The organism is Microvirgula sp. AG722 (genome assembly GCF_003269145.1).
Lineage (GTDB): Bacteria > Pseudomonadota > Gammaproteobacteria > Burkholderiales > Aquaspirillaceae > Microvirgula > Microvirgula aerodenitrificans.
Window position 1 is genome coordinate 152,863 of record NZ_QLTJ01000005.1, and the last position, 20,271, is coordinate 173,133.

Annotated in this window: 22 protein-coding genes; 5 read left to right on the top strand and 17 right to left on the bottom strand. The window is 67.7% G+C overall.

Annotated features, from left to right (window positions below; translation table 11 throughout):
- Nucleotides 1–12: 12 nt before the first annotated feature.
- From DFO50_RS09600 to DFO50_RS09620, 5 genes are all read right to left on the bottom strand, one after another.
- Nucleotides 13–462 (bottom strand): RES family NAD+ phosphorylase, encoded by a 450-nt coding sequence (locus tag DFO50_RS09600; protein WP_112692405.1) that lies wholly within the window; start codon nt 460–462, stop codon nt 13–15.
- Nucleotides 459–914, bottom strand: coding sequence for an antitoxin Xre/MbcA/ParS toxin-binding domain-containing protein (locus DFO50_RS09605; protein WP_112692406.1), 456 nt, complete (start codon nt 912–914; stop codon nt 459–461). The genes DFO50_RS09600 and DFO50_RS09605 overlap by 4 nt, the downstream gene beginning before the upstream one ends.
- A gap of 127 nt (nt 915–1,041) precedes the next feature.
- A complete protein-coding gene (locus DFO50_RS09610; RefSeq protein WP_112692407.1) occupies nt 1,042–2,292 on the bottom strand; it encodes a mechanosensitive ion channel family protein in 1,251 nt (416 codons plus the stop codon).
- 119 nt (nt 2,293–2,411) lie between these two features.
- Entirely contained in the window at nt 2,412–3,221 is an 810-nt protein-coding gene (dkgB, locus tag DFO50_RS09615; RefSeq protein ID WP_112692408.1) for a 2,5-didehydrogluconate reductase DkgB, read from the bottom strand.
- A 38-nt stretch (nt 3,222–3,259) separates the two neighbouring features.
- The gene (locus DFO50_RS09620) at nt 3,260–4,468 is read right to left on the bottom strand and encodes an MFS transporter (RefSeq protein WP_112692409.1); all 1,209 of its coding nucleotides are present in this window, start codon (nt 4,466–4,468) and stop codon (nt 3,260–3,262) included.
- Between the two features lie 96 nt (nt 4,469–4,564).
- Here DFO50_RS09620 and DFO50_RS09625 point away from each other — a divergent pair, with 96 nt between their 5' ends.
- Complete coding sequence (locus DFO50_RS09625) at nt 4,565–5,488, top strand: LysR family transcriptional regulator (RefSeq protein ID WP_112692410.1); 924 nt, start codon at nt 4,565–4,567, stop codon at nt 5,486–5,488.
- On the opposite strand, the gene DFO50_RS09630 is transcribed toward DFO50_RS09625, so the two are convergent.
- The 12 genes from DFO50_RS09630 to DFO50_RS18845 form a co-directional block, all read right to left on the bottom strand.
- Entirely contained in the window at nt 5,463–5,828 is a 366-nt protein-coding gene (locus DFO50_RS09630; RefSeq protein ID WP_112692411.1) for a hemerythrin domain-containing protein, read from the bottom strand. The two genes, DFO50_RS09625 and DFO50_RS09630, sit on opposite strands and share 26 nt — an antisense overlap.
- Nucleotides 5,825–6,445 (bottom strand): hypothetical protein, encoded by a 621-nt coding sequence (locus DFO50_RS09635; RefSeq protein WP_112692412.1) that lies wholly within the window; start codon nt 6,443–6,445, stop codon nt 5,825–5,827. Before DFO50_RS09635 ends, DFO50_RS09630 begins: the two co-directional genes overlap by 4 nt.
- Nucleotides 6,446–6,452: 7 nt before the next feature.
- Nucleotides 6,453–6,689 carry a DUF2249 domain-containing protein gene (locus tag DFO50_RS09640; RefSeq protein ID WP_028498767.1) on the bottom strand — a complete coding sequence of 79 codons (237 nt, stop codon included), beginning with the start codon at nt 6,687–6,689 and terminating at the stop codon, nt 6,453–6,455.
- 141 nt (nt 6,690–6,830) lie between these two features.
- A complete protein-coding gene (gene mnhG / locus DFO50_RS09645; RefSeq protein ID WP_028498766.1) occupies nt 6,831–7,148 on the bottom strand; it encodes a monovalent cation/H(+) antiporter subunit G in 318 nt (105 codons plus the stop codon).
- A complete protein-coding gene (locus DFO50_RS09650; protein ID WP_028498765.1) occupies nt 7,145–7,426 on the bottom strand; it encodes a K+/H+ antiporter subunit F in 282 nt (93 codons plus the stop codon). Before DFO50_RS09650 ends, mnhG begins: the two co-directional genes overlap by 4 nt.
- Nucleotides 7,423–7,911: a Na+/H+ antiporter subunit E gene (locus DFO50_RS09655; RefSeq protein ID WP_112692413.1), complete on the bottom strand. Its 489-nt coding sequence runs from the start codon at nt 7,909–7,911 to the stop codon at nt 7,423–7,425. Before DFO50_RS09655 ends, DFO50_RS09650 begins: the two co-directional genes overlap by 4 nt.
- Nucleotides 7,911–9,506 carry a monovalent cation/H+ antiporter subunit D gene (locus DFO50_RS09660; protein WP_112692414.1) on the bottom strand — a complete coding sequence of 532 codons (1,596 nt, stop codon included), beginning with the start codon at nt 9,504–9,506 and terminating at the stop codon, nt 7,911–7,913. Before DFO50_RS09660 ends, DFO50_RS09655 begins: the two co-directional genes overlap by 1 nt.
- Nucleotides 9,503–9,853, bottom strand: coding sequence for a Na+/H+ antiporter subunit C (locus DFO50_RS09665; protein WP_028498762.1), 351 nt, complete (start codon nt 9,851–9,853; stop codon nt 9,503–9,505). Before DFO50_RS09665 ends, DFO50_RS09660 begins: the two co-directional genes overlap by 4 nt.
- The gene (locus DFO50_RS09670; RefSeq protein ID WP_036385603.1) at nt 9,853–12,723 is read right to left on the bottom strand and encodes a monovalent cation/H+ antiporter subunit A; all 2,871 of its coding nucleotides are present in this window, start codon (nt 12,721–12,723) and stop codon (nt 9,853–9,855) included. The genes DFO50_RS09665 and DFO50_RS09670 overlap by 1 nt, the downstream gene beginning before the upstream one ends.
- A gap of 10 nt (nt 12,724–12,733) precedes the next feature.
- Nucleotides 12,734–13,519 (bottom strand): universal stress protein, encoded by a 786-nt coding sequence (locus DFO50_RS09675; protein WP_146745040.1) that lies wholly within the window; start codon nt 13,517–13,519, stop codon nt 12,734–12,736.
- A 199-nt stretch (nt 13,520–13,718) separates the two neighbouring features.
- The gene (locus DFO50_RS09680) at nt 13,719–14,360 is read right to left on the bottom strand and encodes a GntR family transcriptional regulator (protein WP_158537430.1); all 642 of its coding nucleotides are present in this window, start codon (nt 14,358–14,360) and stop codon (nt 13,719–13,721) included.
- Nucleotides 14,361–14,427: 67 nt separating this feature from the next.
- The gene (locus DFO50_RS18845) at nt 14,428–14,640 is read right to left on the bottom strand and encodes a hypothetical protein (protein WP_036385599.1); all 213 of its coding nucleotides are present in this window, start codon (nt 14,638–14,640) and stop codon (nt 14,428–14,430) included.
- A gap of 140 nt (nt 14,641–14,780) precedes the next feature.
- On the opposite strand from DFO50_RS18845, the gene DFO50_RS09685 reads away from it, so the two are divergent.
- The 4 genes from DFO50_RS09685 to DFO50_RS09700 all read left to right on the top strand — a co-directional run bounded on the left by DFO50_RS09685 (nt 14,781) and on the right by DFO50_RS09700 (nt 20,230).
- A complete protein-coding gene (locus DFO50_RS09685; RefSeq protein ID WP_158537431.1) occupies nt 14,781–16,370 on the top strand; it encodes an ATP-binding protein in 1,590 nt (529 codons plus the stop codon).
- Complete coding sequence (locus DFO50_RS09690) at nt 16,357–16,977, top strand: response regulator transcription factor (RefSeq protein WP_028498759.1); 621 nt, start codon at nt 16,357–16,359, stop codon at nt 16,975–16,977. The genes DFO50_RS09685 and DFO50_RS09690 overlap by 14 nt, the downstream gene beginning before the upstream one ends.
- Before the next feature lie 118 nt (nt 16,978–17,095).
- Nucleotides 17,096–17,914, top strand: coding sequence for an AraC family transcriptional regulator (locus DFO50_RS09695; protein ID WP_233495233.1), 819 nt, complete (start codon nt 17,096–17,098; stop codon nt 17,912–17,914).
- 114 nt (nt 17,915–18,028) lie between these two features.
- The gene (locus DFO50_RS09700; RefSeq protein ID WP_112692417.1) at nt 18,029–20,230 is read left to right on the top strand and encodes a TonB-dependent siderophore receptor; all 2,202 of its coding nucleotides are present in this window, start codon (nt 18,029–18,031) and stop codon (nt 20,228–20,230) included.
- The last annotated feature ends 41 nt before the right edge of the window (nt 20,231–20,271 follow it).

Sequence of the window (20,271 nt, forward strand, 5' to 3'; positions counted from 1 at the left end):
CAGGAACAGTTGTCAGCGGCGTGGCGACAGGCGCGGGTCCAGTGGCGGGGTCTGCACCGACACGATCCGGCAGGCGCTGGCGGCCGGGTGGGCCGGGTTCAGCAGATAGTTGCTGCCGTCCACCGTCAGTGCGCTCGGTACCTGCAGCAGCGCGGACGGCGCCTGCTCCAGCCAGGCGTCGCCGATCCGGCGGGGCAGCTGCGGCTGTTCGCGCCAGTCGTCGGGCAGGGCACTGATGTCGGCATGCAACAGGGATGCCGGTTCCGGGATGTCGATCTGCAGCAACGGGTAGTGGCGCGGGAAGACGTCCAGTTCCAGATGCACCAGCATCTCCAGCATGGCCGACGCGGAATGGTCGGCCAGGTAGACGACCGGCCGGCCGGGCGAGTGCCAGCGCCCCCCGGCGCGCAGCCCGCCCTGACCGCGCAGGTCGGCATGGCGGCTGATCCGCCACAGCCTCATGCGAAGTAGCCTTCGTCGATCTGGATCAGCGCGGTTTCGGCCAGCCGCGCACCCTGCTCGGTGCGGGAGATCTCCAGCGGTGACTGCTCGTCGAAACGTTGCAGCGGCTTGCGCATCCAGTCGGTGGCCAGATGGCGGTCGCCGAATACCTGCTCGGCCAGCGCCAGCAGGCTGGCCACCCGCACCGCGCGCTCGGATTCCTCGCGCGTCAGCGACTCGTGCCGGGCCAGCCGGTGGGTCAGCGTACGCGGGTTGATGACGAAATCCAGCTCCTTGCGGGTCAGTCCGGAGCGGACCAGATTGTCGATCACGCCCGGCGACACCCCGGCGCTGACCATGCCGGCCAGCGCCAGATCGGTATCCACCGGCTGGCCCAGCAGGACCGACAGTCGCTCGAAGTGGCCGCCGCAGGCGGTCCGGTCCGGGGTCGGTGCAAAGATGGCCTGGGTCATGTCGTGCCCTCCTGGTGCATTGGCGCCACCGCTGGCCGGAATGGCCAATCGGCAATTTGCCGCTTAATTATCGGCAAATTGCCGGTGTGGCGCAATGCGGGCACGCGACCGGCTGCGGCGGCTGCCGCTACGCGGGCCGGGACGATGCCGTTCCGGCATGAGAAGAAGGGCGCAAGGCCGCCCGCAGGTCATTGCCGCTCGGGCTCTGGTACACCGACAGACCGAACTCCGGCAGGATGGCGAGCAGGTGATCGAACACATCGCCCTGGATGCGCTCGTACTGCGCCCAGACCGTGGTTGCGGTAAAGCAGTACACCTCGATCGGGATGCCTTCCGGCTGCGGCTCCTGCAGCCGCACCATGCAGGTCATGTCGTGGTGGATGTCGGGATGGGCGTCGAGATAGGCCTGGGCATAGGCGCGGAAGGTGCCGATATTGGTCAGCCGGCGCAGATTGGCCGGCGGGACCGCATGGCCCAGCGCGCTGTTGCTGCGGGCCAGCTCCTCGCTCTTGCCGTCCAGATATGGCGCCAGCAGGCGGATGTCGCGCAGCCGCGCCAGATCTGTCTCGTCGAGGAAGCGCACGCCGCCGGCATCAAGCCGCAGCGTGCGCTTGATGCGGCGCCCGCCCGACTGCTGCATGCCGCGCCAGTTGCGGAAGCTCTCCGAGATCAGCCGCCAGGTCGGGATGGTGGTGATGGTCATGTCCCAGTTCTGCACCTTGACCGTATGCAGCGCGATATCGACCACGCTGCCGTCGGCACCGACCTGGGGCATCTCGATCCAGTCACCGACGCTGAGCATGTCGTTGGTGCTCAACTGCACGCTGGCAACCAGTGACAGGATGGTGTCCTTGAACACCAGCAGCAGCACTGCCGACATCGCACCGAGGCCGGACAGCAGGATCAGTGGCGAGCGGTCGATCAGCGTCGACACGATAAAGATCCCGCCCAGTGTGAATACGGCGATCTTGGCCAGTTGCACGAAGCCCTTGATCGAGCGCGTGCGCGCATGCTCGGTACGGGCATAGATCTCCTGCACCCCGTTAAGCAGCGCGCTGACCGCCAGCAGGCAGAACAGGCCGGTGGTTGCCAGTGCCACGTTCAGCAGCACCATTTCCAGCCCGGCCGGCAGCGCCGGCACGAAACGCAGGCCGAACTGCACCACCAGCGACGGGGTGGCCTGCGCCAGCCGGTGCAGCACGCGCTGTTCGAACAGGATGTCGTCCCATTCCCAGACACTGCGCCGGGTCATGACATGCACGGCACGAACCAGCACCCGTTCGACCAGGAACTGCGCCACCAGCGCGACCAGCGACAATACCAGCAGCCCGGCCACGCACTGTGCCCATGGCTCGCTCATCCACACTTCCCAATTCATGCTCGTCACTTTCCGTTTCGCCTCCTTGTACAGGGATCGCGCGACGGACCGGCCGGTCCCGCGATCACCGGGCGGGAAACCTTACCATGTGGCGGGCAGCGGGCAAAACCGCGGCAGATTCAGGCGTCCGGGTCCCATTGCGGCGCAAAATCGGGGTTGACCAGTCGTTCGCCCCGCTCCAGAGCGGCGATGGCGGCGCTGTCCGCCGCCGACAGGCGGACCCGTGCCGCCTGCAGATTGGCCTGCAGATGTTCGCGCCGGGTCGAGGACGGAATCACGGCAAAACCCTGCTGCAGCAACCACGACAGCGCGACCTGCGCCGGGCTGGTGTCGTGCTGCACGGCCAGCCGCTGCAGCACCGGGTCGTGCATGACCTTGCCGTAAGCCAGCGGCATGTAGGCGGTGACCGGGATGCCGTTCTCGCCGGCCAGGCGCGCCACGCGCCGGTTCTGCAGGAACGGATGCATCTCGATCTGCACGCTGGCGATCCGGTCGGCACCGACGAGGTCGATGGCCTGCTGCAACTGGGCGAGGGTGAAGTTGGAAACGCCGATATGCCGGGTCAGCCCGCGTGCCTTTGCTTCGGCCAGCGCGGTCAGCGATTCGGCCAGCGGGACCGCGTCTCCGGGCGATGGCCAGTGGATCAGCGTCAGGTCGACCTGGTCCAGCTGCAGCCTGGCCAGCGAGGCTTCCAGACTCGGTGCCAGCGCGGCGGCGGACAGGTTTTCGGTCCAGATCTTGGTGGTGACGAACAGCGAGGCGCGCTCGATGCCGCTGTCGGCAATGGCCTGGCCGACTTCGGCCTCATTGCCGTAGATCTGTGCGGTGTCGATATGGCGATAGCCGAGTTCGAGACCGGTGAGCACCGAGTCGATGACGGTCTGGCCCTGCAGGCGGAAAGTGCCGAGGCCGATGGCGGGCATGTTCATGATGGATCTGCCTTGTCGTTAGGGTGTTGAAGGAGAAGTCAGTCGGCGCAGGCGGTGGCCAGCGCGGCCTCGCCATCTGCCGCGGCGATGGTCCTGCGATCAAGATGGCCGCTGAGTGCGGTCAGCCCGAGCGCGCCGAGCACCACCAGCGCCCCGATCCACGGCGTCTGCATGATGCCGAGATGCGCGACCACCAGCCCGCCGCCCCAGGCGCCGCCGGCGATGCCGAGATTGAAGGCGGCGATATTCAGCCCGGAGGCGACATCCAGCGCACGCGGGGCTTCGCGTTCGGCCTGGCGTACCACGTACAGCTGCAGGCCAGGCACATTGCCGAAGGCGACCGCCCCCCAGGCCAGTACGGTCAGCAGCACCAGCACCTTGCTGCCGGCGGTAAAGGTCAGCGCAAACAGCACCAGTGCCAGGACCAGGAAAATGCGCTTCAGGGCCGGCACCGGGCCGATGCGGTCGGCCAGCCGGCCGCCGTACAGATTGCCGAAGGCCACCGACACACCATAGACCAGCAGCACCAGACTGACGGCATCGGCGCTGAAGCCGGACACCTCGCGCAGAATCGGCGCCAGGAAGGTGAAGGCCGTGAACGTGCCACCGTAACCGACGGCCGTCATGGCATAGACCAGCAGCAGACGGGGCCTGGCCAGTACCCGGAGCTGTTCGGCCAGCGAGGCCGGGCGGGTGTGACGCAGGCCGGACGGCACGAAGGCCAGGCTGCCGAAGAAGGCGATGGCGCCGAGCGCGGACACCAGCAGGAAGGTGTTGCGCCAGCCGAAGTGCTGACCGATGAACGTGCCGAGCGGCACGCCGGTCACCAGGGCCACGGTCAGGCCGGTAAACAGGATGGCGATGGCACCGGCGGCCTTTTCCTTCGGCACCAGCCCGGTGGCGAGCGTCGAGCCGATGGAGAAGAACACGCCGTGGGCCAGACCGGTCAGCACGCGGGCCACGATCAGCGATTCGTAGCCGGGCGCCTGCCAGGCCAGCAGGTTGCCGACGGTGAACAGCGCCATCAGTGACAGCAGCAGGGTCTTGCGCGGCCATTTGCCGCTGAGTGCGGTCAGCACGGGGGCGCCGACGGCGACCCCCAGTGCGTACAGGCTGACCAGCAGGCCGGCGGACGGCAGGTCGACGCCGAGGTCGGTGGCAATGGTCGGAATCAGTCCGACGATAACGAATTCGGTCGTTCCGATGGCGAAGGCGCTGAGGGTCAGCGCCAGCAGGGCGATGGGCATGGCGGGATTCCGGGTTGGGATGCCGCGCAGTGTCCCTGATTTACATTTGCAGATTAAGCCCGTTATCCTCGCAAGATAATTGACTGAAAATCAACAATGAACCTGACCCTGGAAGAAGTGCAGGCCTTTGTCGCTGTGGTCGACCACGGCTCGATTACCGCGGCGGCGGCCCAGCTCGGGCTGACCGTGTCCGGCGTCAGCCGGTCGCTGGGACGGCTGGAAAGCCGGCTGGACACGACGCTGCTGCAGCGGACCACGCGCCGGCTGGCGCTGACGGAGGAGGGCGAGGCTTTTCTGGTTCATGCCCGCCAGATTCTGGCTTCGGTCGACCATGCCGAAGAGCAGATGGCCCGGCGGCGGCAGACGCCGGCCGGTCGCCTGCGGGTCGACGCGGCGTCGCCATTCATGCTGCATGTGCTGGTGCCGCTGGTTGGCGACTTTCGTCGCCTGTATCCGCAGATTGCGCTGGAACTGCACAGCAGCGAGCAGGTCATCGACCTGCTTGAACAGCGCACTGACGTGGCCATCCGCATCGGGCCGCTGCGCGACTCGACCCTGCATGCACGCGCGCTCGGCAGCAGCCGGCTGCGGCTGCTGGCCAGCCCGGCGTATCTTGCCGTGCAGGGCCGGCCGGCCACGGTCGCCGACCTTGACCGTCATGCGCTGCTGGGCTTTACCCGGCCGGACTCGCTGAATGACTGGCCGGTGCGCGACGCGGATGGCGGCTTGCTGCATATCCGGCCGACACTGGCTGCGTCCAGCGGGGAAACCCTGCGCCAGCTGGCGCTGGCCGGCGAGGGTATCGCCTGCCTGTCGGATTTCATGACCGGTGCCGACCGCCAGGCAGGGACGCTGCTGCCGGTACTGGCAGAGATCACCCTGGACGTGCGTCAGCCGATCCACGCCGTCTATTACCGCAATACCCAGCTGGCGGCACGGATCGCCTGCTTTCTGGATTTCGTCAGCGACCGCATCGGCGCCGACGGGCAGGGGCTTATCCGGGCAGGTGACGCTCGATAAGCGGAAACAGCTCGCGTTCCTCGAAGCGGACGTGGGCTTCCAGCGCCACGGCGAAGTCGGCGATCCGCGTGCTGTCGCCTTCACTGATCGCCGTCAGTTGCGCGCGCAGCTGGCGGTGTTCGGTCAGTGTCCGCTCGCGCAGTGGCCGTTCGTCGTCGGCCAGCAGCAGTGGCAGCCAGTCGCGCTCTTCTTCCTCGAAATGGGTCAGCAGTGCCGGCTGGTCGAGTTGCGCGAACACGCTGACGGCCTGGCCGGCATCGGCGCGTTTCAGGCGCACGGCCAGCGACAGCGCCGGCTGGTGCTCGCGCGACAGCGACTGCAGCAGCGGGTGGCGCTTCATGCCGGCGGGTCCAGCGGGCGCACGACAAAGACCGCCGGATCGTCGGCGTGTTCCAGCAGCAGGCGGCGGACCCGGTCCTGCCAGCTGCGGCGGAAGGCGGCCAGTTCGGCCGGCGAGGCCGTGTCTGACAGGGCGCGCTGCATCAGCGTACCGCCGTCCGGCGCGGCCGGCACCCGGTCGAGCCGGGCGCTGACGCCGACCGCGGCACCGGTATCGGTGCGACGCAGTTGCAGGGTGTCCGCCGCCCCGGTGCCGAAGTGCAGCGACTGGCGCCGGTCGAAACGTCCGCCGATGCCCTTGAACCCGCCGTCGCCGGTGGCACCGGTCAGCAGCGTGACCACACTGGCGATCACGCCGCACACCCCGTCGGTCTGCGCGGCCGACAGCGCGGCATGCAGCGCGCCGCGCTCCGGCACGCTGTCCGGGTACAGTGCGGCCAGCGCTGCCCGGGTCATCAGGAAAGCCGACGCCACGGTCGGGCACGAGTGGCCGGCCAGCCGGACCGCGTCCAGATAGCGATAGGTCAGCAGGCCGTCGTCGGTTGCGCCGAGAAAGTCGGCGAGCGGGTCGCGCACGGTGATGCGCGGCGCCTGGTCGTACAGTGTGGTCATGGGCATGGCGTGATCAGGCCGCCTGGACGCGGCTGATGCGCACGCGCCATTCGTCCGGGCCCTGTTCCAGATATTGCCAGTCAAACTGCCCGGCGTACTCGGCCATGAACTGGTAGTGCAGCGGCTTCGGGTCGTGGTCATTGCACAGCAGCAGCGACTGGCCGGTTTGCAGGCTGTCGAACGTGCCGAAGATCAGCGGGTGACGGTCGCGCGGCGGGATCTGACGGACATCGATAAGCACTTCACTCATGACGCGGGCTCCTTGAAGGGGATGAACTGGTATGTGGAATGAAGCTTATCTTTTTGTCCGCATCAAAAGCAATATAAAAATTACATCTTTATCGGCGGAAAGACCCGAACGGACTGATTCCGTTCGGATTTCTGTCGTCGCTCAGTCGGTCTTGTCCCGGCCATCCTCGAACAGGGCGGCACGCATCAGCAGCATGGCCGTGACCGGCGAGGTCATCAGCAGGAATACGCTGATCAGGACTTCCTGTACCACCATGCGCTGGCCGAGCACCGAAAACGCCAGGATCGACGCCAGCAGCACGCAGGCCGCGCCCAGCGTATTGCCGAGCGCCGGGCCGTGCATGCGTGCGTAGAAGTGCGGCAGACGCAACAGGCCGATCGCGCCGATCAGGGTCAGCACACCGCCGGCGCACAGCAACAGCACGACCGGGATCGCGGCCCACAGCGGAAGCTGGTTCATGGCTCGATCACCTCGCCGCGCAGCAGGAACTTGGCCATGGCGCAGGTGCCGACAAAGCCGAACAGGGCGATCAGCAGCGCGATGTCGAAATACACCGCCGCGCCGGAACGCACGCCGAGCGTCAGCACGGTCAGCATCCCGCTGATATACAGCGCGTCGAGTGCCAGGATGCGGTTCTTGGCGCCGGGGCCCTTCAGCATGCGCCAGGCGGCGCAGCACATGGCGAGCACGAAGCAGAGCAGGGCGAAGTTCACCGCCAGGGTCAGCAGCATGTTCATTCGAAAATCTCCATCAGCGGTCGCTCGTAGCGCTGTTTGATGGTCTCGATCCAGTGTGCCTCGTCGTGCAGCTCAAGCACGTGCAGCGTCAGCGTGTGGCTGTCGGGGTCGAGGCCGGACCAGACCGTGCCGGGGGTGGCGGTGACGATGATCGACAGCACGGCCAGGCCGTGCGGATCGCGCAGGTCGAGCGGGATGCGCATGAAGCCCGAGTGCGCGCGCCGCTCGGGCGGGCCGAGGATGATGCCGGTCACGGCCAGATTGGAGCGGGCGATGTCGACCAGCACATGGCCGAGCAGCGACAGTGCGACCACCGGCCGGCGCAGCCGCGCCCGCAGCGGCCGCATGGCCGCGACCAGCAGCGACAGTGTCGTCGCCAGCAGCGCACCCAGCACGATCTGGCCGGGCGACAGGCTGTCGTTCAGGATCAGCCACAGCAGCAGCAGCGCCGCGGCCAGCGGCAGCCAGACGAGTTTGCGGGCCATCAGCGTGCTCCGTTCTGCGGTGTCAGCACCGCGTCGATATAGCGTTGCGGGTTCTGCAGCGCGCTGGCAGTGTCGACCAGATAGCCCATCACCGGCCCGGCGGCAATGGCCATCACCACGCACAGACCGATCAGTCCGGCCACCGGCCCGGCCTCGATCACCCGCAGGCGCGGCACGGTGCGGGCCGAACTCCAGAAAATGCGCATGCCCATCCGGCACAGCGCAATTACCCCGGCCAGCCCGGACAGCAGCACGGCGACGGTCAATGCCCAGGCGCTGAGCGGGGTCGTGCCGTCAGTGGCGCCGGCCAGCGCGGCCGACAGCAGCGAGAACTTGGCGACAAAGCCGGACAGGGGCGGCAGGCCGGCGACCAGCAGCGTGCAGATCACGAAAGCCAGGCCGAGAAAGGCCATGGCCGCCGGGATGGCGACGCCGACCACATCGTCGGAATGGCGCTTGTCCTCCGGGTCTTCCAGTCCGAAGGCTTCCATGGCCACGGCCAGCAGGTCGGCGCCGAAGGCGCGGCTGCGTTCGGCCATCTCGACCAGCAGGAAAAAGGCGCCGGTCGCCAGCACCGAGCTCAGCAGATAGAACAGCATTGGCGCAATGGTGCCGGGCGTGCCGATGCCGATCGCCGCCATCAGCGTGCCGGACGAGACGATGACGCAGAAACCGATCAGCCGTTCCATCTGCTGCGCGCCCAGCACGCCGACCGTGCCGTACAGCAGCGTCAGCAGGCCGATGCCGAACAGCCAGTCGCCGGTATACGGAAACAGGCCGCCATCGGCGCCCAGCAGGCTGCCGAGCCGCAGCAGCGCATAGATGCCGACCTTGGTCATGATCGAGAACATTGCCGCGACCGGCGCGCACGACGCCCCGTAGGCACCCGGCAGCCAGAAATTCAGCGGCCAGGCGGCGGCCTTGACCAGGAACACCACGCCGAGCACGGCCGCACCGGCCTCGAACAGCAGCCGTTCGTCGCCGGCCAGCTGCGGTGCTTTCAGCGCCAGATCGGCCAGGTTCAGCGTGCTGGTCACGCCGTAGATCAGCGCGGCGCCGATCAGGAACATCAGTGATGCCACCAGGTTGACCACCACGTAAGGCAGGCCGGCCTTGACCCGCGCCAGCCCGGAACCGTGCAGCGCCAGCCCGTACGACGCAGCCAGCAGGATTTCGAAGAATACGAACAGGTTGAACAGGTCGCCGGTCATGAATGCGCCGTTCAGCCCCATCAGCAGGAACTGGAACAGCGGGTGGAAGTGGACGCTGGAGCGGTCCCAGCGCGCCAGCGAGTAGATCAGCGTCGCCAGGGCGAGCACGGCGCTGAGCACCAGCATCAGCGCGGCCAGCCGGTCGACCACCAGCACGATGCCGAACGGCGCGGCCCAGTTGCCGACCTGATAGACCGCGATCGGCGCTGCTGCCGCCGCGCCGGCCAGCAGCGCCGCGGCGACCGCCAGTTGCGCCAGTGTCGACAGCACGGCGATGGTGGCGCGCGTATTGCGGCGTGCGTCGCCGAGCGTCAGCATCAGGGCGCCGGCCAGCAGCGGCAGGATGACCGGCAGCACCGGCAGGTGGGAAGTCCAGTCGCTCACCAGTCGCCCCCGCTTTCCCGCCCGTCGACATGGTCGGTGCCGGTCAGGCCGCGCGAGGCCAGCAGCACCACCAGGAACAGTGCCGTGGTGGCGAAGCCGATGACGATGGCGGTCAGCACCAGTGCCTGCGGCACCGGGTCGTCATAACGCGACGGGTCCATGACCTGGCTCGGGTCGACGATCGGCGCGCGGTCGATGGTCAGCCGGCCCATGCCGAAAATGAACAGGTTGACGGCATAGGACAGCAGCGACAGCCCCATGATCACCTGGAAGGTGCGCGGCCGCAGCAGCAGCCAGACGCCGGCGCCGGCCAGAACGCCGACGGCGAGTGCATAGACGATTTCCATCAGTCGGCCTGCCTTTCCTGTTGTGTGGGCAGCGGTTTGCGATGCTGGGTACGCAGCGACTGGTGGGCCAGCGCCACCAGCACCAGTGTGGTCGCGCCGACCACCAGCATGTAGACGCCGATATCGAACGGCAGCACGCTGGACAGGTGCACCGCACCGATCAGCGGCAGATGCAGATCCCCGGCCAGGCTGGTCAGGAACGGCCGCGCGGCGAACCACGAGCCGATGCCGGCACTGCCGGCGGCCAGCAGGCCGATGGCGATCCAGTACTGCGGGTGTAGCCGCGAGCGCGACTCGACCCAGACAATGCCGCCGAACATGTACTGCAGGATCACCGCCGTCGACAGGATCAGCCCGCCGACAAAGCCGCCACCGGGGGCGTTGTGGCCGCGCAGCAGGAAGTACAGCGACACCAGCGCCGCGACCGGCATGATCAGCCGCACCAGCACCGTCGGCACCATCAGGTAGCCGGCCGGCAGGGCCGCATCCGGATTCGGCGCGGCCATCATCGGCTGGTCGAGCTGCTGCTGTGGCGGCGCCACGCTTTCCGGCGCCGGGCGGAAGCGGCGCAGCAGCGCGTAGACCGTCAGCGCCACGATGCCGAGCACGGTAATCTCGCCCAGGGTATCGAAGCCGCGGAAGTCGACCAGAATCACGTTGACCACATTCAGCCCGCCGCCCTGCGGCAGCGATTCACGGATAAAGAACGGCGCGATACCCTCGATGGCCGTTCGCGACATGACAGCGAAGGTCAGCCCGGCCATGCCGCAGCCGACCAGTGCCGCAATGCCGAAGTCGCGCAACCGGCGGCTGTAGGCGATGACGCTGCCGGCACCAGCCTGGCCCGGCTGCTCGATGCGGCGCGGCAGCCAGCGCAGGCCGAGCAGGATCAGCACCACGGTGACCACCTCGACCGTGATCTGGGTCAGTGCCAGATCCGGCGCGGAGAACCAGGCGAAGGTCAGGCAGGTCGCCAGCCCGGCGCCGCCGGCCAGAATCAGCGCCACCAGCCGGTGGTACTTGGCCTGGTGCGCGGCACCGACGGCGCAGGCCGCGCCGCTCAGCCACAGCAGCGCAAACACCGGGTCCAGCGGGGCCAGCGGCTTGTCGCCGAAGCGGAAGCCGTGCGGCCACAGCGGAATCAGCGCGGCGGTGAAGGCTGCGCACACCAGCAGCAGCAACTGCACCTGCAGCCGGCGCGAGGACACATAGCGCATCAGGTGGTCGGCCGCCGACATGCTGGTCGCCATCACGAATTCAAACGCGCGCTTGCCGTCAAAGCGGTAGATCAGGATGCCGCCGCTGGCCTGGCGCCACTGCAGCCACAGGTACAGCAGCACACCGCCGACCAGTGCGACCAGGCTCATCAAGAGCGGCAGATTGAAGCCGTGCCAGATCGCCAGGCTGTATGCCGGCTTGTCGACACCGAGAATGGCCTGTGCCGCGTTGTCGAGGAACGGGCCGACCGTCAGACCCGGCAGGATGCCGACCAGCAGGCAGGCCAGTACCAGCAGCGCGCTGGGCACCAGCATCCAGCGTGGCGGTTCATGCGGCGCGCGCGGCAGATCGTGCGGCGCCGGGCCGTAGAACACCTGCAGAATGAAGCGCAGCGAGTAGGCGACGCTGAAAATGCCGGCAATCACCGCCGCCACCGGCAGCCAGCCGCTGTGGGCGGTGAAAACCGTCTCGGCGAAGAACATTTCCTTGGACAGGAAGCCGTTCAGCAGCGGGACACCGGCCATCGAGGCCGCCGCCACCATGGCCAGCGTCGCCGTGATCGGCATCGCCCGGGCCAGGCCGCTGAGCCGGGTCAGATCGCGAGTGCCGGTTTCGTGATCGACAATGCCGGCGGCCATGAACAGCGAGGCCTTGAACGTGGCGTGGTTGACGATATGGAAGACCGCGGCGACCAGCGCCAGCGGGCTGTTCATGCCCAGAAGCAGCGTGATCAGACCGAGATGGCTGATGGTCGAATAGGCGAGCACGCCCTTCATGTCGCGCTGGAACATTGCCGCATAGGCGCCAAGCACCAGCGAACACAGCCCGGCGCCACCGATCAGCCAGAACCATTCCTCGCTGCCGGACAGCACCGGCCAGAAGCGCGCCAGCAGGAACACGCCGGCCTTGACCATGGTTGCCGAGTGCAGATACGCCGACACCGGCGTCGGCGCCGCCATCGCGTGCGGCAGCCAGAAATGGAACGGGAACTGCGCGCTCTTGGTCAGCGCCCCGAGCGCAATCAGCGCCAGGATCGCCGGATACCACGCATGGGCGCGTACCCGGTCGCCGGCCACCAGCACCCGGTCGAGATCGTAGCTGCCGACCACCTGGCCGAGCATCAGCACGCCGGCCAGCAGGCACAGTCCGCCGGTGGCGGTGACGATCAGCGCCATGCGCGCACCGCGCCGGGCGTCGATACGGTGGTTCCAGTAGGCGATCAGCATGAACGACGCCAGACTGGTCAGCTCCCAGAACATCACCAGCTGGATCAGGTTGCCGGACAGCACCACGCCGAGCATCGACCCCATGAAGGCGAGAAAGAACGAGAAGAAACGCGGCACCGGATCGTCCGGCGACATGTAATAGCGGGCATACAGCACCACCAGGCCGCCCATGACCGCGACCAGCAGCGCGAACAGCCACGCATACCCGTCGAGACGCAGCGAAAAATCGAGCCCGGCGATCCACGGCAGCGCATGGCGGACCACGCCGCCGTCGGCGACCTGTGACTGCAGGCTGATGACCAGCGCGGCGCAGACCACGGCGACGCCGCCGGCCAGCCAGGCTTCGGCATTGCGCGCATTGGATGGCATGCAGGCAGCCAGCAGGCTGCCGATAAAGGGGAGCAGGACGATCAGGATCAGCGACATGGTGTTCCCGTCATCGCGGTTGGGCCGGTGCGATCAGCACATCGCAACCGGCCTGGGCAAGCACTTGTGGCATGACGCCGCGGTAGAACAGGCGTCGCAGCGCGGACGGGGTCCGGCCGCCGATCACCAGTAGATCAGCTAGCAATTCGCGTTCCTTGTCGAGTATCAGTTCGGGCGCATGGGCGCATTCGGCAATCTTGAATGCCTGTCGCGGCGACAGGCCGGCCTGGTCGAGCAGCGCATCGAGGCGGTCGAGCGCGGCTTCGCGCTGGTCTGGCGGGCAGGCCTGGTCGGCCGCGTCCGGCTGCCGGGGCAGGGCATGGAGCACGGTCAGCTCGGCTGCCGGCGCAAAGCGGCGCGCAAGCTGCAGGCAGTCCGCCGCACGGTCCGCCGACAGTTCGATGGCGACCAGCACACGCCGGTACGGTGCGGCGCCGGGGCGGCGGACGATCAGCAGTGTGCCGTGCGGCGGGGTCAGCAGTTGACGGGTCAGGGCCGTCAGCCCCTCGCGCGGCCACGGAGCCGGCTGGTGGGCGGCGAGGGTCAGCGGGTGGCGCTGGCGCTGGATATCAAGCTCGGCCAGACTGGCATCGGCCAGTACCTGCCAGTCGCCACCGGTCGGGAACCGGGGCAGCGGGCGCGGCAAGGGCGCCAGCGGTGACCAGGCGGGCGGGGCGATGCGCAACAGGGTGCCGCCGGCGGAGGCCGGCGTGCCGAGCGCGACGGCGGCGTCGATGAGCGGCTGCTCATCGGCCACGCCGTCGCTGACAATCAGTACCCTGTTCGTCGAATCCATCGCGCCCCTTGATTTGTCCGTCATGCGCCGCAGACCCGGCATACCTTTACAGTATTGCAGATGGTGGGGATACGGAAAATTCGGGCGGCGCGTAAGGGAAACCCGTAGGGTCGGGCGGTCCGCCCGTCATGGCAGCGAAGAACGGACGGGCATGGCGGGATTTCATCAGGCGGACGGCTGCCTGCGCCGTCCCGGCCCGTCAGTCTCCGGCGGCCAGCAGCGCCTGCACCAGGGAGTTGACGTGTTGCCGGGCCATCGCGTCGGCACGGTCGCTGTCGCGCCGGCGGATTGCATCGAGCACCGCGACATGCTCGCCGCGATTGCACGCCAGCTGGTCGAAGCTGAACGGCCGCCGGCCGCACATGGCCATCATCTGTCCATACAGCGCATGCAGCAGGCGCGACAGCGTCGGACTGCCGGCAGCAGCCAATAGCGCTTCGTGGAAATGCTGGTTGGCGCTGGCATAGCCGGCGCGGTCCTGGGCGGCTATGGCCTGTGCCTGACGGTCGATCGAATCGGCCATGACCGCGATCTGCGCCTCGTCGGCCTGGGCGGCGGCCAGCCGGGCCACCATGCCCTCCAGCGCCTCCCGGGCCCGGGCGATGTCGCGTACCTCGTCGGCACGGAAGGCCGGCATGAACACCCCCTGGCGCGGCCGCACCTCGACCAGCCCCTCGGCTTCCAGCCGGGAGATCGCTGCCCATAGCGGCGAGCGGCTGACACCCAGTTCCTGCGCCAGCGCCTCGACACTGATCTTGTCACCCGGCGCATGGCGCTCGCCATCGAGCAGAATGGCGCGAACGGTCGCATAGGCGTCGCTGCTGAGGGTGGAACGGGACAAGGGCTTGGTCATGGCAGGCGGGGCAGTGGTCAGGGGTGCTATCGTACCGCGCCTGTGCCCCGGCCGCTCAGTCTCCGTGTGCCGCGCCAGCCGCTGCGGCCGGTGCGGCGCAGTCGCCGGCCGGCGATCTGGCGACGCGGAGGGCCGTCCGGTCGGCTGCGTGATCGGCCGGGGCGCCGGCGATGGCCAGCCCGTACAGCAGCAGCGCCACGCCGAACAGGCGGGCGATGATGAACAGCGCCACAGCGGTCGGGTCCGACCGGGAATCGTCGTCGTGCATGGCAGCCCTTTCGTCATGTTTCGTGTTTCATGTTACGTGTCACAATAAAGGACGTCAACCGGCATCCGCCCCGCCGGCTTCCGCGCGGTGATGAAAATCGGGGATACTGGGCGGCTGTTGAATTCCGGATATCATGTGTCATGACTGACATGCGCGATGTCCATCGCATCTGGCGAGTGTTCGCCTTCATGGCCGTCTACGTGGTCCTGGACCTGTTCACCGGCCCGTACGCCGCTTTTCTGCCCAATGGCCAGGTCTGGCACCCGGCCGCCGGCCTGGCGCTGGTGTTCCTGCTGCTGGAAGGGAACAAGGCGCTGCTGCCACTGCTGCTGACCATCGTGCTGGCGCAATGGCTGGCCCCCTTTCCGGTCGAGAACACCGTCAATACCCTGCTGCCCGGCCTGATGCCGGTGCTGGCCTATGTCGCCACCGCCCATGCCCTGCGGCGCGGCCTGCCGGACGGCGGCTTTTTTGCCGACCACCGCAGCCTGCTGCGGCTGACCGGCGTGATCGTGGCCGGCGCCCTGTTCGGCACCCTGCTGCATACAGGTGCACTGGTCGCGATCAGTGGCAATACCCAGATACTGAGCGTCGATGTGCTGATCCGTTACTGGATGGCCGAGATCGCCGGCATGCTGATCGGCATGCCGCTGTTCTACCTGCTGTGCCGCGAGGATTCGCGTGCCGACTTCGTGCAGGCGGTCTGCAAGCGCGAGACGCTCAGCTGTGCGCTGGCGATCAGCGTGATTCTGGCCGGCGCATGGCTGCGACCGGATGACCGCATCCTGACGTTCTATCTGCTGTTCCTGCCGCTGGCCTGGGCGGCGGCACGGCAGGGCATGGCCGGGGTCATTGTCGCGGCCGTGGTGCTGGAGGCCGGCGTGACCACCGCCATCCTGCTGGCCGGCTGGCCGGGGCCGCAGATGCCGGACGTGCAGGTACTGCTGCTGACACTGACGCTGGCCGGCTTCCTGACCGGGGTGGCGGTCGATCGCTCGCGGCGTGCCAGCGCCGAGCTGCGCCAGTCGCTGCGGCTGGCTGCGGCCGGTGAAATGGCCGGAGCGCTGGCGCATGAGCTGAACCAGCCGCTGACGGCGCTGTCCGCCTACGGCAGTGCCTGCGCGCGGCTGATCGAAAGCAATGGCGACGATGCGCTGCTGAGAAAGACCGTCGGCGCCATGGTGGCCGAGTCGCGGCGGGCCTCGGATGTGCTGAAGCGTCTGCGGGAATTCTTCCGCTCCGGTTCGACGGCGCTGGAACCGCTGCCCGTGGCGCGCCTGATAGCTGCCGCCACCGCACCGTTTGTCGAGCGCGCGCGTCTGCGCGGTGTCGAGTTCGTGGTGGCGCCGGCGCCGGAAGCCTGTCTGCTCGGTGACCGGGTTCAGCTTGAGATTGTGCTGCGCAATCTGCTCAGCAATGCGTTCGAGGAGGTCGAGCAGGCGTCGATCGCCTCACCGCGGGTGGTGGTCGAAAGCGGCGCCGGTGACGGCTGGGCGTGGATACGCGTTCGCGACAGCGGCAGCGGCATTCCGAACAAGATCCGCGCCCGGCTGTTCGAGCCCTTCGTGTCGATGAAGGCCAGCGGCATGGGGCTCGGCCTGGCGATCAGCCGGGTGATCATCGAAACCCACGGCGGCACGCTGACGGTCGAGGCCGGCACGCACGGCATTCTGAAAATCCGGCTTCCGCTCGATGCCGGTGACGTTGAGACTTCCGATGACCCACACTGACCTGACGGTTTTCATCGTCGACGATGACCCCGGCGTGCGCGATGCGCTGAGCCTGTTGCTGAGCCTGCACGGCTATCGCACCGCGCTGTTCTCGACCGCCGCCGACTTCCTCCAGCGCTGGACTCCGGGCCTGAGCGGCTGCCTGCTGCTGGATATCCGCATGCCGGACATGGACGGGCTGACCCTGCAGCAGACCCTGCGCGAGCGGGGCTGCCGGCTGCCGGTCATCATCCTGACCGGGCATGGCGACGTCGATTCGGCGCGGCAGGCCTTTCGCTCGCAGGCGCTGGACTTCCTGGAAAAACCGGTCGACGAGCAGCGGCTGCTGCAGGCGATCGAGGAAGCCTGTGCCAGCCAGACCGCGGCGCAGCACCAGCGCCGTGGCAGTGACGAACATGCGCGCCGTTACGCGACGCTGACTCCGCGCGAGCGCGAAATCATGCAACTGGTCGTCGATGGCCGGCACAACCGCGATATTGCCGAGCTGCTCGGCATCAGCGTGCGCACGGTCGAGGTGCACAAGTCGCGGCTGATGGACAAGCTCGATGCGGCGTCGATTGCCGATCTGGTGCGCAAGCACCTGTCGCACGGCACCGGACACGGCTAGGACATACCCGGTACCTGCATTGCGCAGCATGGTGATAATCATTATCATTCTCGTTTGATTTCGAACGGGAGCTGTGCCAATGGCCGAAACATGCTGGTCGAGACACATCGTGTCCGACATGACCCTGTCTGCCGGTTCGCGGGTCCACAGCGACTATCTGGACGTGCGCGAACCGGTGTTCGAGGGGCTGCAGGTCATCGTCTCGCTCAGTGCCAGGCTGTCGGCCAGCATCGACGGTCAGCGACCGTTCGATGTCGCCGATGCCGGCGTCTACCTGGTGCTGGCGGCCGGTCGCCACGAGGGGCGCGACCGCTTCGCGCCCGGCACGCTGCAGCGCTACGTCAAGATCGGCATCGACCGCCAGGCGGCGCAGCGTCACGGGCTGGACCTGGAACGGATTGCGCAGGCCGGCGGTGAACGGCTGGGCACTGATGCCATCATCGTCCGCCGCCAGCCGCTGACACCGTCGCTGCGCGCCATCGCCTCGCAGATCCTGACCTGCCCGCTGGACGGCGGCTTGCGCGATCTGTACCTGGCCGGCAAGGGGCTGGAACTGACCGCCATCGCCACCCGCCAGGCGCTGGCCGTCGCGGGACGGCCGGCAGCACGGCGCTGGTCGGCCGGCGACATCGAGCGGCTGGAGCAGGCGCGCGCCCTGGCCACTGCCCACGCCCATGCGCCGCTGACGCTGGATCAGCTGGCACGCCGGGTCGGCGTCAATGTGAAGAAACTGACTTCCGGTTTTCGCGAGCTGTTCGGCACCAGCGTATTCGGCCACGTGCAGGAGGTGCGGCTGGCCGAGGCGCACCGCATGCTGTCGACCGGCGCCTACAGCGTGTCCGAAGTCGCCTGCCATGTCGGCTATGCGATTCCGCATTTCTCGACCCTGTTCCGCAAGCGCTTCGGCCTGCCGCCCAGCCAGCTGGGCCAGGGCTGACCGGCCGTCCAGATCACGAATGTCAAAGCCCGGCGGGCGAAAGCGCCTGCACTGGCAACACCGTACAGTATCGAGATTCATTCTCATCTGTTTACTGTCCAGGACATTGCCACCATGCCGTTACCCGCCCCGCTTCGCCGACCGCCGTCGCGCCACAAACCGGTTGCGCTCGCCGTACTGACGCTGTGCACGGCATTGCCGGCGTGGGCCGACGAAGGTGACGACGCGATCCGCCTGCCGGCGGTGACGGTCGATGCCGCCGCGCCACGTCATCTGCCCTCGGCGCAGACCGGCTCGTACACCGTGCCGGCGGTCAGCGTCGGCTCGAAAATCCCCGCCAGCCTGAAGGAAACGCCGCAGTCGGTCAGCGTCATCACCCATCGTCGCATCGAGGAGCAGAACATGACCTCGCTCGAAGACGCGATGGCGCAAACTACCGGTGTAACCGTCGACCTGTCCGGCACCGCCGTGGTGCCGGCGTTCTACTCGCGCGGTTTTCCGATCGAGTATTTCCAGTTCGACGGCGTGCCGCTGCAGACCGGCGGCTCGTCGTGGACCCAGCCCGATCTGCTGATGTACGACCGGGTTGAAATGCTGCGCGGGGCGGCCGGGCTGTTCAACGGGGCCGGCCAGCCGGGCGGCGTGATCAATCTGGTGCGCAAGCGGCCGACCGCCGCGCCGCATGCGTCGGTGGCGCTGAGCGCGGGCTCATGGGACAGCTGGCGCGGGGAGATTGACGCCAGTTCGGCCCTGAACGAGAGCGGCACCGTGCGTGGCCGGGTGGCGATGTCGTATGCGGAGCAGGATTACCCGGTCAATATTGCCAACAGCGAACGCACGGCGCTGTACGGCATCCTGGAAGCGGATCTGGGGTCGCGCACGCGGGCGTCGGTCGGTGTCAGCTACCAGAAACGCGACTGGGTGCCGCCGATGATGGGGCTGCCGCGCTACAAGGATGGCGGCGACCTCGGCCTCGGTCGCAAGACCTTCCTCAGCACCCCCTGGTCGCACTGGAATTTCGAGACTACCCAGCTGTTTGCCGATCTGACCCATGATTTCAACGACGACTGGCAACTGAAAATCAGCGCCAGCGGCGAGCGGGAAACCAGTGACCTGAAATACGCGTATGTGAGCGGTGCGGTCGACCGGGTCACGCTGGCCGGGCCGAAGCTGGCCGGTGGCGCCAATGCGTACCGCAACAGCCAGCTCGGCATCGACGCCATGCTGTCCGGCGCATTCCAGGCGTTTGGCCGTCGTCATGAAGTGGTGGTCGGCGGCAATCTGTACCGGCGCGAGGCCGATGCCGACGGCGGCGTGCTGCCCGGCTTCGGCGGCACGGCCGTCGACGTATTCAACTTCCATCCCGGTGCCATCGCCGACCCCGGCAGTCCGCGCTGGACCAGCAAGAACCGCACCGATACCCGCCAGAGCGGCCTGTACGGCGTGGCGCGACTGAAACTGGCCGATCCGCTGACGCTGATCCTCGGCAGCCGGGTCAGCTGGTGGCAGAGCGAGGCACACAACCGGCTGACCGGTGCCACCAGCAGCGACTATCGCCAGAATGGCCGGGTCACGCCGTATGCCGGCATCGTCTACGACCTCGATCCGACCTGGTCGCTGTATGCAAGCTATGCCGACATCTTCCGGGTCCAGAGCGACAAGCTCGACGAAAGCGGTGGCCGCCTGCCGCCGGTGATCGGCGCCAACTACGAGGCCGGCATCAAGGGGGCGTGGTTCGACGGCGGTCTGAATGCGTCGTTTGCCGTGTTCCGCATCGACGAAACCCACCGCGCGGTGCTGGTATCGCCGGTGGCGGCCGGCGGTTGCTGCTACGCCGACAGCGGCAAGGTGCAGAGCCAGGGGTTCGAGGCCGAGCTGTCCGGGCAGTTGTCGCCCGGCTGGCAGATGGCGGCCGGCTACACCTGGAATCACAGTGAATACAAGAGCGACCCCACGGCAGGCGGGCAGAACTTCCGCTCGTTCACGCCGCGCCATCTGCTGCGGGTGTGGACCGGCTATCAATTGCCCGGCGAGTGGAACCGCTGGGATATCGGCGGCGGCGTCAGTGCGCAGAGCGCCATTTTCAGCGAAGGCGGCCGGCCGTCGGTGCGCGTGGCCCAGGGCGGCTACGCGGTCTGGAACGCCCGCGTCGGCTACCGCTTCGACAAGACCTGGTCGGCCAGCCTGAACGTCAACAACCTGTTCGACCGCGAGTACTACCAGCGGCTTGGCAGCAGCGGCTTCGGCCCGGCCAGCTTCGGCAATGTCTACGGCGACCCGCGCAATGCCACGCTGACCGTGCGCGCCAGTTTCTGACGCCCGGTTCCGTTTCGCCGCGGGCTTGCCCGCGGCCTGTC

Coding starts and splice junctions, on each gene's coding strand:
- DFO50_RS09690 (WP_028498759.1), top strand. CDS start 16,357: ATGACCCACACTGACCTGACGGTTTTCATCGTCGACGATGACCCCGGC.
- DFO50_RS09650 (WP_028498765.1), bottom strand. CDS start 7,426: ATGAACATGCTGCTGACCCTGGCGGTGAACTTCGCCCTGCTCTGCTTC.
- DFO50_RS09630 (WP_112692411.1), bottom strand. CDS start 5,828: ATGAAGCGCCACCCGCTGCTGCAGTCGCTGTCGCGCGAGCACCAGCCG.
- DFO50_RS09700 (WP_112692417.1), top strand. CDS start 18,029: ATGCCGTTACCCGCCCCGCTTCGCCGACCGCCGTCGCGCCACAAACCG.
- DFO50_RS09685 (WP_158537431.1), top strand. CDS start 14,781: ATGACTGACATGCGCGATGTCCATCGCATCTGGCGAGTGTTCGCCTTC.
- DFO50_RS09620 (WP_112692409.1), bottom strand. CDS start 4,468: ATGCCCATCGCCCTGCTGGCGCTGACCCTCAGCGCCTTCGCCATCGGA.
- DFO50_RS09665 (WP_028498762.1), bottom strand. CDS start 9,853: ATGGAAATCGTCTATGCACTCGCCGTCGGCGTTCTGGCCGGCGCCGGC.
- DFO50_RS09695 (WP_233495233.1), top strand. CDS start 17,096: ATGACCCTGTCTGCCGGTTCGCGGGTCCACAGCGACTATCTGGACGTG.
- DFO50_RS09635 (WP_112692412.1), bottom strand. CDS start 6,445: ATGCCCATGACCACACTGTACGACCAGGCGCCGCGCATCACCGTGCGC.
- DFO50_RS09600 (WP_112692405.1), bottom strand. CDS start 462: ATGAGGCTGTGGCGGATCAGCCGCCATGCCGACCTGCGCGGTCAGGGC.
- mnhG (WP_028498766.1), bottom strand. CDS start 7,148: ATGAACCAGCTTCCGCTGTGGGCCGCGATCCCGGTCGTGCTGTTGCTG.
- dkgB (WP_112692408.1), bottom strand. CDS start 3,221: ATGAACATGCCCGCCATCGGCCTCGGCACTTTCCGCCTGCAGGGCCAG.
- DFO50_RS09655 (WP_112692413.1), bottom strand. CDS start 7,911: ATGGCCCGCAAACTCGTCTGGCTGCCGCTGGCCGCGGCGCTGCTGCTG.
- DFO50_RS09670 (WP_036385603.1), bottom strand. CDS start 12,723: ATGTCGCTGATCCTGATCGTCCTGCTCCCCTTTATCGGCAGCCTGCTG.
- DFO50_RS18845 (WP_036385599.1), bottom strand. CDS start 14,640: ATGCACGACGACGATTCCCGGTCGGACCCGACCGCTGTGGCGCTGTTC.
- DFO50_RS09625 (WP_112692410.1), top strand. CDS start 4,565: ATGAACCTGACCCTGGAAGAAGTGCAGGCCTTTGTCGCTGTGGTCGAC.
- DFO50_RS09675 (WP_146745040.1), bottom strand. CDS start 13,519: ATGGATTCGACGAACAGGGTACTGATTGTCAGCGACGGCGTGGCCGAT.
- DFO50_RS09610 (WP_112692407.1), bottom strand. CDS start 2,292: ATGAATTGGGAAGTGTGGATGAGCGAGCCATGGGCACAGTGCGTGGCC.
- DFO50_RS09605 (WP_112692406.1), bottom strand. CDS start 914: ATGACCCAGGCCATCTTTGCACCGACCCCGGACCGGACCGCCTGCGGC.
- DFO50_RS09640 (WP_028498767.1), bottom strand. CDS start 6,689: ATGAGTGAAGTGCTTATCGATGTCCGTCAGATCCCGCCGCGCGACCGT.